Origin of the sequence: Anaerovirgula multivorans (assembly GCF_900188145.1) — a bacterium.
GTDB lineage: Bacteria > Bacillota > Clostridia > Peptostreptococcales > Natronincolaceae > Anaerovirgula > Anaerovirgula multivorans.
On sequence record NZ_FZOJ01000005.1, the window covers coordinates 202,019 to 218,321 of the forward strand.

Annotated in this window: 13 protein-coding genes; 10 read left to right on the forward strand and 3 right to left on the reverse strand. The window is 34.3% G+C overall.

The features are described 5' to 3' along the window. The first annotated feature begins 28 nt into the window (after nucleotides 1-28). Nucleotides 29-415 carry a response regulator gene (locus CHB72_RS07210; protein ID WP_089282203.1) on the forward strand — a complete coding sequence of 129 codons (387 nt, stop codon included), beginning with the start codon at nucleotides 29-31 and terminating at the stop codon, nucleotides 413-415. A gap of 103 nt (nucleotides 416-518) precedes the next feature. Beyond that, nucleotides 519-1,583 carry an HD-GYP domain-containing protein gene (locus tag CHB72_RS07215; protein WP_089282204.1) on the forward strand — a complete coding sequence of 355 codons (1,065 nt, stop codon included), beginning with the start codon at nucleotides 519-521 and terminating at the stop codon, nucleotides 1,581-1,583. Between the two features lie 379 nt (nucleotides 1,584-1,962). On the opposite strand, the gene CHB72_RS07220 is transcribed toward CHB72_RS07215, so the two are convergent. Next, the gene (locus tag CHB72_RS07220; RefSeq protein ID WP_089282205.1) at nucleotides 1,963-3,282 is read right to left on the reverse strand and encodes a glycoside hydrolase family 10 protein; all 1,320 of its coding nucleotides are present in this window, start codon (nucleotides 3,280-3,282) and stop codon (nucleotides 1,963-1,965) included. 453 nt (nucleotides 3,283-3,735) lie between these two features. Then, nucleotides 3,736-4,329 carry a hypothetical protein gene (locus CHB72_RS07225; protein ID WP_089282206.1) on the reverse strand — a complete coding sequence of 198 codons (594 nt, stop codon included), beginning with the start codon at nucleotides 4,327-4,329 and terminating at the stop codon, nucleotides 3,736-3,738. 658 nt (nucleotides 4,330-4,987) lie between these two features. Here CHB72_RS07225 and CHB72_RS07230 point away from each other — a divergent pair. After that, entirely contained in the window at nucleotides 4,988-6,715 is a 1,728-nt protein-coding gene (locus CHB72_RS07230) for an ABC transporter ATP-binding protein (RefSeq protein ID WP_089282207.1), read from the forward strand. After that, nucleotides 6,712-8,649, forward strand: a complete 1,938-nt coding sequence (locus CHB72_RS07235; protein ID WP_089282208.1) for an ABC transporter ATP-binding protein — start codon at nucleotides 6,712-6,714, stop codon at nucleotides 8,647-8,649. Before CHB72_RS07230 ends, CHB72_RS07235 begins: the two co-directional genes overlap by 4 nt. Nucleotides 8,650-8,704: 55 nt before the next feature. Here CHB72_RS07235 and CHB72_RS07240 read toward each other — a convergent pair whose 3' ends face one another. Continuing rightward, nucleotides 8,705-8,998 carry a hypothetical protein gene (locus CHB72_RS07240; RefSeq protein WP_089282209.1) on the reverse strand — a complete coding sequence of 98 codons (294 nt, stop codon included), beginning with the start codon at nucleotides 8,996-8,998 and terminating at the stop codon, nucleotides 8,705-8,707. Between the two features lie 328 nt (nucleotides 8,999-9,326). On the opposite strand from CHB72_RS07240, the gene CHB72_RS07245 reads away from it, so the two are divergent. The 6 genes from CHB72_RS07245 (at nucleotide 9,327) to CHB72_RS07270 (ending at nucleotide 16,195) form a co-directional block, all read left to right on the forward strand. After that, the gene (locus CHB72_RS07245; RefSeq protein WP_089282210.1) at nucleotides 9,327-10,799 is read left to right on the forward strand and encodes a sensor histidine kinase; all 1,473 of its coding nucleotides are present in this window, start codon (nucleotides 9,327-9,329) and stop codon (nucleotides 10,797-10,799) included. Further along, nucleotides 10,796-11,485, forward strand: coding sequence for a response regulator transcription factor (locus tag CHB72_RS07250; RefSeq protein WP_089282211.1), 690 nt, complete (start codon nucleotides 10,796-10,798; stop codon nucleotides 11,483-11,485). Before CHB72_RS07245 ends, CHB72_RS07250 begins: the two co-directional genes overlap by 4 nt. Nucleotides 11,486-12,007: 522 nt before the next feature. Beyond that, entirely contained in the window at nucleotides 12,008-13,036 is a 1,029-nt protein-coding gene (locus CHB72_RS07255; protein ID WP_089282212.1) for a C4-dicarboxylate TRAP transporter substrate-binding protein, read from the forward strand. 202 nt (nucleotides 13,037-13,238) lie between these two features. Then, a complete protein-coding gene (locus CHB72_RS07260; RefSeq protein ID WP_089282213.1) occupies nucleotides 13,239-13,754 on the forward strand; it encodes a TRAP transporter small permease in 516 nt (171 codons plus the stop codon). After that, nucleotides 13,745-15,034, forward strand: coding sequence for a TRAP transporter large permease (locus CHB72_RS07265; RefSeq protein WP_089282214.1), 1,290 nt, complete (start codon nucleotides 13,745-13,747; stop codon nucleotides 15,032-15,034). The genes CHB72_RS07260 and CHB72_RS07265 overlap by 10 nt, the downstream gene beginning before the upstream one ends. 504 nt (nucleotides 15,035-15,538) lie before the next feature. Beyond that, nucleotides 15,539-16,195 (forward strand): GntR family transcriptional regulator, encoded by a 657-nt coding sequence (locus tag CHB72_RS07270; RefSeq protein WP_176431246.1) that lies wholly within the window; start codon nucleotides 15,539-15,541, stop codon nucleotides 16,193-16,195. Nucleotides 16,196-16,303: the final 108 nt, after the last annotated feature.

Below are 16,303 nucleotides of genomic sequence, written 5' to 3' on the forward strand. Positions count from 1 at the left end.
ATTCAAAAGTTTAGAAAGGAGCATCTATATGGAAGACCCTATCATTTTAGTTGTTGAAGATAGCAGATACATGAGAGAATTTTTAGGCAATATTATTATGGGAATGGGATATGAGCACCTATATTTTGCAGAAGACGGTGTTCAAGCAATTGAAAAGGCAACGCTGATTAAACCAGACCTAATTACTCTGGATATAAGTATACCCATAATTAACGGTTTGGAAGTTGTTTCAAAAGTACTGGAAATCAGCCCAAAGTCAAAAATTATTATGATTTCTGCAATGCATGATCAGGGCACTATAAAACAAGCAATAAAGAAAGGAGCATCGGATTTTATTCATAAGCCTTTTCGAAAAGAAACGTTGGAAAAGGTCATTATGAGTCACTTGAAAAAAGATCAATATAAGGTTGAGTAGGTGAACTCTTTGTATCTAAATAGCTGCTATTCTAGTCCAGGTAAAAAAGCGTATAAACAAGGGTGCTTTTTATGAATTATATTGAAAAAATGGAGGAGCCAACGTGAATGAGAGATACAAAAAAACGAAAAAAGGGATTCAAGAGCTTTCCCAAGACATGATTCTTGCCTCAGGTATAAAAAATGATAAAGGGGTACTGATATTATCAGCCGGAACGTTGCTAAATAATCAAATCAAAAAAAAATTAGAAAAAAGGAGAATTAATGAAGTGTGGGTTTATAGTGAAGAAGAGGAAAAAAATGTGCAAGAGGAAATTCCAATAAAAAAAATGGAAGATATAAAATTCAATAAAAAGGAAGATACTTCTTCTAAGACTGTACTTTTCACACAGAATAAAAAAGTTGTGGAGAACATACTTGCTGATGTAGAAAAAGGGGAATTGGTTTCTTTAGATACAATGACTTGTGCATTAAATGTATTAATGAAGCAGTTTGATAGCAATACTAAAATTTTACAAGCCATTGAGCATTTTAGAAATGCAGATAATCATTTATATACCCATTGTATAAATGTAGCCTTACTTTGTTTTTTGATGGGTAAATGGCTAGATATGGAGAAGGGTAAAATACAAAATTTGATTTGTGCTGGATTGTTGCATGATATTGGAAAAACAACGACGTTTGAAGGAGCTAAGCAAGAAGCTGACGAAGAGAAAATTCATCCTGCTGTAGGATATAGAATGATAAAGAAAATACCTGGAATAGATGAGGAGGTCCTCCAAGGAATCTTAATGCATCATGAAAGAGAAGATGGTTTAGGATATCCTTTTGCCTTAGAGCATGATAAAATTCATGAATTTGCTAAAATTATTGCTATTGTAGATACATATGATTTACTGGTTACCAGTAAAATAGGAAAGGAAAAAGAATCGGCTTTCAAAGTTTTGGAGATTTTTGAGAAGGAAAGCTTTGGAAAGTTTGCACCCCACTATTTATCAGTGTTTTTAAGGAATATTGCAAACTATTACTTAGGAGACAAAGTTTATTTGAATACTGGAGAAGAAGGGGAAATTATATTTGTCAATTCCAAACATGTATCAAAACCGTTAATTCGAGTTGGAGATAGATACATAGACACTTTAAAAGATACATCCATATATATTGTATAACAGGATGAACTTAGAGATATCTTCTCAGGTATATCAGTTATAATTGTTGCTAAATACTCTTGAAATTCCCAATATCTGGAGTTGCTAAGGCATTAGATATTGAGATAATAATAGAAATAACAGGCCTTACAGAAGCTGAAATAAAGAAATTAATGAACTAAATGGTGTTGGTGCCGGGCTTTTAACTTATTAAGGACACCAACAAAGGAAAAGAGTAATCACTCTGCAGGGCCATGCAGAGTGATTAGGTAATTTAAGCCACGGTAGCCGTGTTGCAGAAAAAATGCAAAAAACAGTCAGGCACTTAACTTCATCTCATGTTCATATTGAAACCTCTCCAAATGGAGTATAACTACATAGCCCTTCCTCTGATATCTCTCTACTCTATTGTTTCCTCTATATTCCTAAGCCATGGCATTTCAGGAGTTAGAGCTGGTTCTTTATAAACAGTAGACTTTAAATTTTGTTTCAAATTTAACGGATTATTGACGATAGACTTTGCTCTAAAAAATATGCTTCCTTCAGCACTTCCAATGTTGCGATTATAATCTATCTGATTCAATATTTCATAAGGGTTTCCCCAAGGACTTTCTTCTGGCTGTGCTTTATAAGCTGCTTGTCCAACATAAAGGTGGATGTCTTTGTCTTGAGTTAATTCTGCCCACCAGTTTAAAACTACCTCATAGGGAGCAGGAGCATATCCAAAATACCAATAGATTTGAGGGGCAATATAGTCTAACCAGCCTTCCTCCACCCAAAGCTTTGTATCGGCATAAAGACTATCATAACTGGTAACACCAGCCCTTGTAGCTGAACCTAAAGGGTCTATATCCTGGTTTCTCCATACAGCAAAGGGGCTGACTCCAAATTTAACCTGTCTCTTTTCATTTTTAATAGAGTTATATAAGTCCTCAATAAACTCATTAATATTACTTCTTCGCCACTCTTCTTTTGTTTCCATAGGATGTCTCTTTGAAATTTTATATAAAGCATCATCAGGGAAATCCAGATCCTTTACAGGATAAGGATAAAAATAATCATCTAAATGAACCCCGTCAATAGGATAATTTCTGACAACCTCCATGATGCTGTCTTTAACAAAAGCTCTTACTTCCGGAATGCCAGGATTATAATATAACTGCTCCCTGTAGGAAACAACCCAAGAAGGATTGTTCTTGGCGGGATGATTTGGTGCCAGTGAGTTTATATCATCCTTCACACTAACTCTGTAGGGATTGAACCAAGCATGAAACTCCATATTACGTTGATGTGCTTCTTCAATCATAAAAGCTAGAGGATCATATCCCGGATTTTCCCCCTGTACACCAGTCAAGTATTCAGACCAAGGTCCATATTTAGAGGGATAAAAACTATCGGCTGTTGGTTTTACCTGAACAATTACTGCATTCAGGCCAGCTTCCTGTAATTGATCTAAGAGGGTAGTGAACTCCTCTTGCTGTTGCTCCTTCGTCAACCCCTTTTTAGAAGGCCAATCCAAATTATAAACAGTAGAAATCCATGTAGCTCTGAATTCCCCCTGTTTAACTTCTTCTACATTCTTTTCAGCGGTATAGTCAACAATCGAAGCTGGTTCCTCTACCAAGGTTTCTGGTACCCCAAATGCTGGAATATTTCCTGAGAAAAACATAGTACTACAAATAGCTGCAATACCTATTGCATAGAGCATCTTTTTTTTCATAGTTCGTCCCCCTTGTTTTTACCCTTATTTTTTTGTATATAATGTTATACGAAAGAATAAGGGAATTTGTTCCATAAAAAAATTGCATCATAAAACCTCTATACAGCTTATTAATTCTTGAGGTATTCTTGATTTTCAATTACTTTATTCTTTACATTATAATATAACTTTTGAAAATAGAAAATACATAATATGGTACAAATCAACATATTTCTCCTTTATAAGACAGCTTCCAGCTACACCCGAAAAGATACTGCTTCAATTATCTTAAAATCTAGCATTAGGAGTTCATCAAGGTCAACGTTAAAAATCCACCAACTTAAGCTGGTGGATTTTTAATTGTATAGACAAAAGATGGTGATGGACACCTTTTGTTTAAATAGAATGAATATAAAAAGCATAGATATACTTTCCTTATAGCAGGATGAAAAAGATTTTTTGTATTCTTAATCCCTATATTTTATAATGCAATATCATAAAAACATTACCGTAGACTTCTCTAACCAATATATAGTGATTAAACATTCCTTCAACAGTATTAATGATTTCTCCTCTGGAAGCCTTAGATTCAATCCCACTTTCGATTTCATAAATGTCAACTTGAACCTTATCCCAATTTAGTCGCTGTAATTTAGAGGCGTGCGTGTCGTTAATCAGTTCCAAAGGTATTGATGCAAAAATATTACCACCAAAAACCTCGTGAGCCGTCCAAAATTTATTGTGAATCTCAAGTGCACCACAGGTTTTCAAATCAGAAGTTCTTATCTCAGAAAATCTTTCTAAGTAATCACCTTCATAATAGTTTTTCACCATAACAGGCTTACATAAAAAAACTTCTTCCGAGATTTTTTCAATTTTAATATCTAAGCTTTTGGCTTTTGCTACGCTATTTTGTGGTTTTTGTGTATTACATATATCCATCAGATATCTTTTATAAGTTTCTGTTGATTCTATTAATTCTTGAAGTAACTTTAATTCAGAAGTTAGTTGAGAATTCTTTCCTAAATCGTTTGCAATTTTTTTAATCCTGTAAAGTTCACTATTCATTTTAGTCACCGTCCATGAGAATATTAGCTTTATTGTCTACATTATATAACAATTTTCGCAATTTAAAAAGAAGAAAGTCTGCCTTGAAAAGGTATAAAGGTAGTCTTTAGATGAAGTAACTAAGTGACTGGCACAAAATTATAGATTGTATTCAACATAAGCAACTAACACAAAATCAAAGATTTTGTGTTAGTTGCTTATGTTGAAACTATTAACTAAAACTAAAGATTATCCATAATTAGACAAAAATGCTAATTTCTTATTAATAATTATAAATAATATGTCACGAATTGACATTTTTTTATAACTAGCTGTCAATATAGCTAAACAATAGGATGAAATTTAAGGGGGTAAAAAATTTCTAAAAATCTATTTAACTGGGCGTATTTTAATATCTAATAGATTAAAATATATAGAGAACGGAAAAATGATTATTCATTGCTTAATAGGGGAAGAAAAGTTTATAATGTATAGAGAAGTTTATGGACATGTGACTCTATACTTGAATTTTAATATACACGGTCTACGGTTTCGCCCTTGGCTGAAGATCATAGCCAAGGACTGCAAATGTAGCCCTTAGTATATTAAAATTCATGATTACATATCTATATATAAATTACTAACAAATGATTTAAGCCTATAGGAGATGGGATGCATAATGATTAAGCTGTTTACATATTTAAAATCATTTATAACTTCAATTATTGCTGTTTTGATACTTGTTTTTATTCAATCTATTGCTGATCTGTATCTACCAACATTAATGGCTGATATTGTAAACAATGGAATAGTTTCCGGGGACATAGGCTATATCTGGAGTGTTGGAGGAGTAATGCTTCTTGTGGCTGGAGGAGGGGCTGTCTCTGCCATAATAAGCAGCTTTTTATCTTCAAAAGTTGCTATGGGCTTCGGTAGAAACCTTCGAAGCAAAGTATTTTCTAGAGTAGAAAGCTATTCTCTTAATGAGTTTGACAAAATAGGGACATCCTCCCTTATTACCAGAACTACCAACGACATTACTCAGGTTCAAACGGTGCTGGTCATGATGCTTAGGATGATGATTAGTGCTCCTATGATGGGTATTGGAGGCATGATTATGGCAATATCTATGAATAGAAGACTTACTACTATACTGGCGGTTGCTTTACCGCTTCTAATTGTTTTTATTGGGATTGTAGGAAGAACAGTTATCCCCTTGTTTAAAGCTATACAGAAAAAGCTGGATAAGCTGAACTTAGTTTCCCGTGAAAATCTTACAGGTATTCGAGTAATACGTGCTTTTAATCGTATTGACAATGAAAAGAAGCGTTTTGATGAAACCAACCTTGACTTAACGAATACTGCGATAAAAGCCAATAAAATTATGGCAGCGATGCTGCCGGTAATTATGCTGATTATGAATTTAACCAGTGTAGCAATTATTTGGTTTGGAAGTATACGGATTGATTTGGGAGATTTGCAAATAGGAGATATGATGGCGTTCCTTCAGTATGCCATGCAAATTATGATGGCATTACTTATGCTTTCTATGATGTTTGTGCTGATACCAAGGGCTGAGGCTTCTGCTTTTAGGATTAATGAAGTTCTTGATATGAAACCAGAAATCAATGATCCAGAAGATATAAGAAGTAAAGGGGTTAAAAAAGGATATCTAGAATTTAAAGATGTTACTTTTAGCTATCCTGGTGCAGAGAAACCTGCTCTTAGAAATATTTCCTTTAGTGCAAAACCAGGGGAAGTGACAGCCATTATTGGAGGCACTGGCTCTGGTAAATCTACACTTATTAATCTGATACCACGTTTTTATGATGTTGATAAGGGAGCTGTATTAATAGATGGTGTCGATGTAAGGGAGATGACACAGGAAAGCTTAAGGGTAAAAATCGGATTTGTCCCACAGCAGGCACTACTTTTTACTGGCAGTATTTTAGATAATATTAAGTTTGGTAAAGAAGATGCAACCGAAGAAGAAATAAAGCATGCAGCAGAAGTAGCTCAGGCATCAGAGTTTATCGTTAATATGGAAGAAGGCTTTCATTCGGAAATTGCACAAGGAGGTACGAACGTTTCTGGTGGACAGAAACAACGACTTTCCATAGCTAGAGCTTTGATTAAAAAACCAGAGATCTATGTTTTTGATGATAGTTTTTCTGCCCTTGATTTTAAGACAGATGCAAAGTTAAGAGGGTCACTTAAAAAGGAAATAGTAGATGCTACAGTAATTATTGTTGCCCAAAGAGTGAGTACTGTTATGGAGGCAGATAGGATTATTGTCTTGGATCAAGGAGAAATTGCAGATATAGGTAAACATAAAGAGCTATTAAAAACCTGTAAAATTTACCGGGAAATTGTTGCTTCACAGCTTACTGAGGAGGAATTAGCATGAAAAAAGAGCAGAGAGCTGATAGCTCCAACTCTGGGGGAACACGAGGTCCTGGAGGAGGCTTTGCTATGGGAAGACCAGCTGAGAAGGCGAGGGACTTCAAGGGTTCCTTGAAAAGACTGGTTGGTTATTTAAAGCCTCAGAAAATCAAGTTAATCATTGTGTTTTTTCTAGCAATTTTAAGTACTATTTTCAATATCCTTAGCCCTAAAGTGATGGGAGCTGCTACCAATAAAATAGCTGAAGACTTAAGTGCTAGAATTGCCTATTTTACAAATATAGAGTCTGCCATTGAAGGAGGAGCAGATCCTGAATTTATAGCTCAACTGAAGGCACAGACTGTGCCTAGTATAGATTTTAATTATATTTGGAGAATTGTTTTAATACTGATTGGTCTTTATGTTTTAAGCTCACTGTTTAGCTATGCTACAGGCTATATTATGGCAGGAGTGGCACAAAAAACTGTTTATAAGATAAGAGATGATGTAAATAATAAGCTGGCTCGCTTGCCCTTAAAGTATTTTGATTCCCATACCCATGGTGAAATATTAAGCCGTATTACCAACGATCTAGATAATGTAGGAAATACACTACAGCAGAGTTTAACCCAACTTATTACTGCTATTGTTACATTAGGGGGCGTGACCATCATGATGTTAACAATAAGTCCTGTATTGACACTAATAGCTATCATAACCTTACCCTTGTCGGCGGTTGTAACAATAAGCGTGGCGAAAAAGTCACAAAAGCTATTTGTAGCACGACAGACGGCATTAGGGGAGCTCAATGGTCATGTGGAAGAAATGTATAGCGGTCATAAAGTGGTGAAGGTTTTCGGTCATGAAAAAAAATCTATTGATAGGTTTGATGAGATTAATGAAAGACTTTATGATGCAGGATGGCGAGCAGAGTTTATTTCTGGGATTATTATGCCACTGTTGAACTTTGTAAATAATATAGGGTATGTATTAATCTGTGTAGTTGGTGGTATTTTTGTAATTATGCAGAGAATGCAAATTGGTGATGTTTTAGCATTTATTCAATATGCAAGGCAGTTTACCCATCCAATTGTACAAACCGCCAATATAGCAAATGTGATTCAATCTACCATTGCATCAGCAGAACGGGTTTTTAATCTTTTAGATGAAGCTGAAGAAATTCCTGATGAGGTAGATGCCAAAACTATCGACTTTCCTAGAGGGAATGTAAGATTTAAGCATGTTCAATTTGGCTACAAAGAAGATGATATTCTTATTAAAGATATGAATATAGAAGTAAAAAGGGGACAGACAATAGCTATCGTAGGACCAACTGGAGCCGGCAAGACTACCCTGGTGAATTTGCTGATGCGCTTTTATGAAATAATGGATGGAAGTATTACGATAGATGGTGTTGACATCAGAGATTTAAAGCGTGGCGATCTTCGGAGCATGTTTGGCATGGTGCTGCAGGATACATGGTTATTTAATGGAACGATAAGAGAAAATATAGCCTATGGGCGTCAAGATGCTACGGAAGAGAAAATCATAGAGGCCTCTAAAGCAGCCCATGCCGACTACTTTATAAGAACACTGCCGGAGGGTTATGATACTATACTTGATGAAGAGGCTTCAAATATATCCCAGGGGCAAAAACAGCTTCTAACCATCGCTAGAGCAATTCTTGCTAATCCAGCAATACTAATTCTTGATGAAGCCACCAGCAGTGTGGATACGAGAACTGAGGCTTTAATACAGAAGGCAATGGCTAGATTAATGGAGGGAAGAACAAACTTTGTTATTGCCCATAGGCTATCCACGATACGAGATGCTGACATGATACTTGTTATGAATCATGGTGACATCATTGAACAAGGTACCCACCAACAACTTCTTGAAAAGAAGGGGTTCTATGCAGATCTTTATAATAGTCAGTTTACCAGTAATACAGCTATATAATTTAAAGAGCTCCTCTCGGATAAGTTATCTTTTTATCAGAGGGAGCTTTTGTTTTTTATGCATAATCAATATATTTCTGTCTGCATTCCCAGCTGCAAAAATAATGGGTTTTATCCTCTTCCACAACTTGGTAGGCTTTTGATTTTATAACATAGGTTTCACAGATCTCATCATAGACCATATCAATAGCAGCTTCTTTTTCCACAGGTTCAGAGAACTTTTCTTCAACATTCTTATTCACTTCGACTTTTTGTCGATTGATAAGCCTTGCTCTAAAAATGATATTAAAAACGGTTCTTACAGCAAAAAATATTAGAAAAAATCTAAAAAAGTTCGAAAGCATCTCCATTTCATATTACCTCCCTTTATATTTATAACCATTTTTTGTTAGACAAATCTACGTATTACTATTTATTACTATTATAACAATTAAATATAAACTGCGGGTAAACAAATTCTTAAATATTTATAAAATGAGCCTTTAAAAGATAATTGGTTCTGAGTATACATAATTTAGAAAAATTTAAGAAACATTTTATATGGAGTTTAGACTGATTATGTATAATAAAATTATAAAACTAAGGATGAGATAGAACAATTTCAATGCAATTATTACTTAAATCAATTATAATGTAATTAAGTAATAAAGTAATGAAAGAAAAAACTAGGAGGCAATTATGTCCATAAAACTTAGGCTTTTACTATCTTACATAGCGTTACTTTTGGTACCAATTACTTTGACAGCTATTGTTGGCTATTTTGCAGGCTCTTACTATATTGGTGCTGTGCATGAAGCTTATCCTGGTTTTGATAAAATTCATGATGTTAGGCAGGGTGTCGCTAGACAATATGCTTTTTTTTCCAATATAAAACAGGCAGCATTAATCTCTCCTGAGAAATTTCAAGATGAAGATTACTTGAGTAAAGTAGAACAGAGACTGGCGGATTTCAACTCAAGTTTTATCGTGAGAAAGAACGATGAAATCATTTACGCTATGCCAGCCCTGCTTGAGATAGTAAAAGGATATAACCTTCCACAATTTGGGGAATATGAACATGAAACCCCTATTCATTCTAAAGATATAGACAGCGGACTATTATTAAATCAGCACGATTTTTATTTTTCAGATGGAAGCCAAGGCAGTATTTTCTTAGTAACCAATATGGAGCCTATATGGAGAAGCTTTCAAGAATTGGTCAATACCATAATGATAACCATTGTGGTAATTCTGGTGATTACTAATGGTACCTTAACCTATCTTGTGGCAGGAAGTATTGTAAAGCCATTAAGCAAACTAAAGGATTCTGCTAATAGGATTAAAGAAGGAGATTTAGATTTTGAGATTAATATCAATTCTAAGGATGAAATAGGAGAACTATCTCATGCCTTTGAGGAAATGAGAAAAAGGTTGAAGGATTCATTAGACATACAGCTTCAATATGAAGAGAATAGAAAGGAACTTCTTGCAAATATCTCTCATGATTTAAAAACACCAATTACTACAATCAAAGGATACGTTGAAGGCATTAGAGACGGGGTTGCTGACACCCCGAATAAAATAGAAAAATATATGAACACTATATATACAAAGACAGTAGATGTAGATCAGTTAATTGATGATTTGCTTTTATTCTCTAAATTAGATTTAAGCAAGCTCCCTTTACATTTAAGCACTATTGATATATCAAAGTATCTGATGGATTTATTAGAGGAACTAAAATTTGATTTGGAGAAAAAGAATGTTGCTATAAAATATGATAGTAAAATTGATGAATCAATATTTGCTATGGTAGACTTAATGCAGTTGAAGAGGGTTGTTGTAAACATTGTTGAAAATGCAGTGAAGTATATGGATAAACCGCAGGGTACCGTAGACATCATACTTGAAAAAAGTGAAGAGCAGGTTGTAGTAGAGATTAAAGATAATGGGCAAGGTATTTCAGAAGATACGCTTCCTTATATATTTGATCGATTCTATAGAGGAGATCCATCTAGAAACACTGCAACTGGTGGTAGTGGATTGGGCCTTGCTATTGCAAAAAAAATTATCGAGGAACATGGTGGGAGAATGTGGGCTGAAAGTATTGAAGGAACAGGTACTAGCATATTCTTTACATTAAAAAATATTAGAAGTGGTGATGTGCTATGAAAAAAATCTTAATTATAGAGGATGATATAAGTATTGCTGAACTAGAGCGAGACTATCTTGAAATCAATGGCTTTCAAGTAGAAATTGAAAACAGTGGCGACAAAGGAGTGACAAAGGCTAAAGCTGAGAACTATGACTTGATTATACTTGACTTGATGTTGCCAAAAATGGATGGCTTTGAAATATGCAGACAAATTAGAAGTGTGAAGAACACACCTATCCTTATGGTCTCTGCTAAAAAAGAAGATATAGATAAGATAAGAGGACTAGGGCTTGGAGCAGATGATTATATGACGAAACCCTTTAGTCCAAGTGAACTAGTGGCAAGGGTTAAAGCTCACATTTCACGATATGAGAGGCTAACGGAAAATTCAAGCAGCACTAAGGATCAAATCGAAATAAGAGGACTCACAATAGATAAGGGATCTAGAAGAGTATACATTAATGGTAAGGAAGTTTTGTTAACCACAAAGGAGTTTGATTTATTGGTATTTCTTGCATCTAATCCAAATCGAGTGTTTAAAAAGGAGGAGCTGTTTGAAAAATTGTGGGATCTTGACTCACAGGGAGACATTTCAACAGTTACTGTCCATATTAGAAAAATAAGAGAAAAAATAGAAAATGATCCATCGAATCCTCAGTATATCGAAACCATTTGGGGAGTGGGTTATAGATTTGAAATTTAGCAGATCCTTTATTTATTAAAAGTTTAATAAAATCTCAGTGGAGAAGACGTTCCGATTGGAGCGTCTTTTTATTATAGATTATTGAAAATGAAAAAGAAAAATTATGAAGGATTTTAATAGGCTAACCTTGTTAAAAAATTAATCTTCGCTGAATATATTGACAAAGAATTAGAAATAATATAAAGTTATGTTGTGATATATTTGTGATATATTTGTGATATATCACAAATATATCAGTTATCTTCTAGGGCACGCTACATATGAGAAATAGGCATTTATAGGAATAGAAGAGGATTATTGAACCTAAGTGAAAACGTTTCAAAATGGCAGGATATCATCACCAGCTCGATGTTCTATCAATAAAAAATCACAGATCATTTAAGATGAATAGAAAGGCAGTAGCGACTTTGTTGGTGACATTTCTCTCATTGTAGATGGTGAAGGATGGATGGATTTTTGAGACTACTAATATTTTAGTTTAAAATGTGCAATTGCACTATTATATATAAAGGAGGAGAAAAAATGAAAAAAATTATTGCTATTTTGTTGGTAACTTTATTGTTACTTACAGCTTGTGCATCACCGGCTTCACAAAATGATGGGGGGTCATCTGAAGCACCTGGACAAGATGTTAAACCAGTGGTAATTCAAATAGGCTATGAAAATCATCCTGGTGAACCACTTGATGTTGCAGTAAATGAGTGGAAAAGACTTATTGAAGAAAGAAGTAACGGAACGATGGAGGTTCAAATATTCCCTTCAAGTCAACTTGGTTCTAAAAATGATATCATCGACCAAATGCTAGCTGGTGATTCAGTTATAACATTGGCTGATGGAGCATTTTATGCAGATCGTGGTGTTCCAGATTTTGGTATAGTATTTGGACCATACCTATTTGATAGCTGGGACGAAGCTTGGACACTTACAGAAAGTGATTGGTGGCAAGAGCAAAGTGGCAAACTTGAGGCACAAGGTCTAAAGTTAGTGGCTTCTAACTGGATGTATGGGGATCGTCATCTTCTTACAACAAAACCTGTAAGAACAGTAGCAGATCTTAAAGGTATGAAGGTACGTGTTCCAAATAACACAATTCAAGTTAAGGGTTTTGAAGTTTTAGGAGCAACACCAACGCCTATGGCATTAGGAGATGTTTATACAGCTCTACAACAAGGTACAATCGATGGCCTTGAGAATCCACTACCAGTTCTTTACAACGGTAAATTTCATGAAGTTGCTAAATATCTAACATTAAGCCAGCATGTTAAAAACTTTACTACATGGATTAGTGGTGTACAATTCTTTGACTCTTTAACTGCTGAGCAACAACAAATCTTAATAGAAACTGGTGCTGAAGCAGGTATTTATAACAATAACCTTCAAGATCAGGTTAACCAAGAAACATTAGAGAAGTTTGTAGCTGAAGGTGTTGAAATTATAGAAATTGACTTAAAAGAGTTCCAAGAAACTGCAGAAGCTTTCTACTCTTTCCCAGAGTTCACATCTATCTGGACAGAAGGATTATACAATACAGTTAAAGATTCTATGAAGTAAATTATATTTCTAGTAATGAAGTAAGAAATTAATAGAAGATCATCAATACCCGGAGGCAATTCTGCCTCCGGATTATACAATTAATTGAGGAGAATTTTGCAACACTCTATCTAGTAAACGATTATTATAGAACATAAAAAAGTAGGTTTGTAGGTTTTAGCTATTTTGAAATCTAAATATATTATATATGAGGAGTGTGCATATGAAGGTGAATAATAAAGCACTTAAATGCTTATTAAATATCGATTATTTAATCACGGGTGCTGCATTAGTTGGACTAATAACGGTTACCTTTTTAGGCGTTATCATGCGGTACTTTTTAAATAATCCTTTTATTTGGTTAGAAGAAGTTCAAATTTGGTGCTTTGTGTGGTTAGTATTTTTTGGAGCTGGTGCAGCATTTCGTACTGGCAGTCATGTAGCTATAGATGTTATCGTGGATCTTTTTCCACCTAAGGTAAAAAAAGTAGTAGAGATTTGTGTTTATCTAGTAGTGATGGCAGTACTCTTTTATTTGATGACTCATGGGTCTAATCTTGTTAGACAGATGGCTAACACAGGTAGAATGACCAATATATTAAAAGTGCCTTATTCTATCATCTATTCTGCTCTACCAATAGGATGTGGGTTAATGATGATTAACTATACTATAATCACAGCAACGTCGTTACTTACTAAAAAAGCTGACATGGAAGGTGGTGCAGAAGAATGGATATAAGTGCTGTTGGATTAGGAGCCATTGTCTTACTAACATTTCTATTCTTACAAGTTCCTGTATTTGCATCTCTGTTGGCAGGTTCTGTTGTCTATTTTGCTCTTACACCAAGCATTCCAACTCAAATCATTGCACAGCGTGTAATCGCTGGTATAGAGAGCATACCTTTGCTTGCTGTTCCATTCTTCATTTGTGCAGGGGTATTTATGAATTATTCTGGAGTTACAAAGCGAGTTATGGATTTTTGTGAGGTAGTTACCGGTCGAATGACAGGAGGTCTTGCACAGGTAAATGTACTATTATCTACCCTTATGGGGGGATTGTCAGGGTCTAATCTTGCGGATGCTGCAATGCAGGCGAAAATGCTTGTTCCAGAAATGGAGAGAAAAGGCTTCTCGAAAGAGTTTTCCTCAGTTGTTACTGCCTCTTCAGCTATGATTACGCCTTTGATTCCACCAGGAATTGCAATGATTATCTATGGATCAATAGCAAATGTTTCTATCGGTAGACTATTTATAGCCGGTATAGGACCAGGTGTATTATTATGCGTTTCTATGATGATATTGGTATCTGTTATTTCTAAAAAGCGTGGTTACAAACCTGCACGACAGACAAGTGTAAAGCCTAAGGAATTTATCCTTGCATTAAGAAATGCAGTATTACCGCTTTTATTACCTGTTATCATCATTGGAGGTATTCGTTTAGGTATCTTTACACCAACCGAAGCAGGTTCTGTTGCAATCATATATTCGCTAATACTTGGCGTGGCCTATCGCGAGATGAAGTTTTCTCATGTTATTACTGGTTTAAAGGAGACCATTACAAGCACTGCTTCTATCATGCTTATTGTTGGTGCCGCTTCTGCTTTTGCTTGGATTCTTACTAGAGAGCGTATTCCTCAGCAGGTAACTGAGTTAATTGTAAATATGATTTCTAATAAATATGTATTTCTTATGGCAGTAAATGTATTTTTGCTTGTTGTTGGTATGTTTATTGAAGGAAATGCAGCTATGATTGTGTTGGTACCATTATTAGCGCCAGTAGCTACAGCGTACGGAATTAATGAAATACAGTTTGCTATGATATTTATATTCAACATGGCGGTTGGTTGTTTAACTCCACCTATGGGTACCCTTATGTTTGTAACATGTGGAATAACAAAATGTAAAATTAAGAATTTTATTAAAGAAGCAGTACCATTCTATATACTTCTTTTTGTATGCTTGATGTTATTAACATTTGTTCCAGCATTCTCTGTTGGTATTGTTAATCTTTTGTACTAAGTACTGCAAAAAGTATTAGATAATTTAGAACGTGGCATTTGAACATTATCTTGATTGCTTGCTTTATTCCTTACCTCTAGCTGGTATAAATATTGTTGAAAAATTATTTAACGTTTTAAAAAAAGAATAATATTAATCATCGGCACAATGATTTGTAATAAAAGTTCAATTTAATACTATGGATAATATTGGTTACAACTATTTTTCACACTATACTTTTAAAAGGTTGTAAAAAATTAAGAATTATCATATCCAATAATTGGATCATCTTAAATCTATGGTATATTAGTTATAGGGAGTACTCCTTAAGGGATACCCTTAAGGAGTAAAAATGCTCTATTGAATGATGGGTGCTTATTGCATACCTGTAGATTGAGCTTGTTACTATTAAATATGTAATTTAAAATGAAAAACATCTTATTTAACTGGTTGTGCTAATTTTAAATTCAGTATAAGGGATGTCATATATTTAACAAATTTAATTAGCAAGAGGAGGATCATTTGTTGAAGCAAACAGCTGAAATACAATTACCATTGAAGGAAAAAGCCTACAACTTAATAAAAGAACAAATAATCAAATGTGAATTAATGCCGGGAAGTGACATATCAGAAATCCAGATTGCACAAGAATTAGGTATAAGTAGAACTCCAGTTAGAGAAGCATTATTGCGGTTGAATCAAGAAAAGTTTGTAACGATCTATCCTCGCAAGGGTATTATTGTTTCTGAAATAACAGTAAAAGACATACATGAAGTATTTCAGATAAGAGAACTTATTGAACCCGCTATGGCCAAGATTGCTTGTAAAAATATGTCTAAAGAATACTTGCTTCAGTTAAAGAAAAAATTTGAAGATATTGAATTTAACTTATCAAATCCTAGTGCTATGGAATATTTTGATTTAGATATAGAATTTCATAAATATATTATCCAATGTGGGAATAACAATCATTTAATAAAGTTTACTAACAGAATATTTGATTTAGATTATAGAATTCGCGTAATGTCTACTTTAGAAATAGATGATGTTGAAAAAAGATCAAGACCTGAACATTTTGCTATCATTGATGCTTTGATTGCTAAAGATGGAGAGAAAATACAAGAAACAATTCGAGAACATATAGTCAATGCTCGGGAAGCAGCTCTATTAAAGATTTATTAGTTTATATAGTATAGTTTATTTAATAAAAACAATATAAGGGGACCTCAAATTCATCGAAAATCAATCGATGAATCTTTTGAAGGAAGGCTTTGTTCTAGTATTCATATA

What these genes read in the sequence shown, in the direction of transcription:
- CHB72_RS07240 (WP_089282209.1), bottom strand. Translation starts at nt 8,998, where the DNA reads ATGGAGATGCTTTCGAACTTTTTTAGATTTTTTCTAATATTTTTTGCT.
- CHB72_RS07225 (WP_089282206.1), bottom strand. Translation starts at nt 4,329, where the DNA reads ATGAATAGTGAACTTTACAGGATTAAAAAAATTGCAAACGATTTAGGA.
- CHB72_RS07230 (WP_089282207.1), top strand. Translation starts at nt 4,988, where the DNA reads ATGATTAAGCTGTTTACATATTTAAAATCATTTATAACTTCAATTATT.
- CHB72_RS07235 (WP_089282208.1), top strand. Translation starts at nt 6,712, where the DNA reads ATGAAAAAAGAGCAGAGAGCTGATAGCTCCAACTCTGGGGGAACACGA.
- CHB72_RS07245 (WP_089282210.1), top strand. Translation starts at nt 9,327, where the DNA reads ATGTCCATAAAACTTAGGCTTTTACTATCTTACATAGCGTTACTTTTG.
- CHB72_RS07265 (WP_089282214.1), top strand. Translation starts at nt 13,745, where the DNA reads ATGGATATAAGTGCTGTTGGATTAGGAGCCATTGTCTTACTAACATTT.
- CHB72_RS07255 (WP_089282212.1), top strand. Translation starts at nt 12,008, where the DNA reads ATGAAAAAAATTATTGCTATTTTGTTGGTAACTTTATTGTTACTTACA.
- CHB72_RS07210 (WP_089282203.1), top strand. Translation starts at nt 29, where the DNA reads ATGGAAGACCCTATCATTTTAGTTGTTGAAGATAGCAGATACATGAGA.
- CHB72_RS07250 (WP_089282211.1), top strand. Translation starts at nt 10,796, where the DNA reads ATGAAAAAAATCTTAATTATAGAGGATGATATAAGTATTGCTGAACTA.
- CHB72_RS07260 (WP_089282213.1), top strand. Translation starts at nt 13,239, where the DNA reads ATGAAGGTGAATAATAAAGCACTTAAATGCTTATTAAATATCGATTAT.
- CHB72_RS07220 (WP_089282205.1), bottom strand. Translation starts at nt 3,282, where the DNA reads ATGAAAAAAAAGATGCTCTATGCAATAGGTATTGCAGCTATTTGTAGT.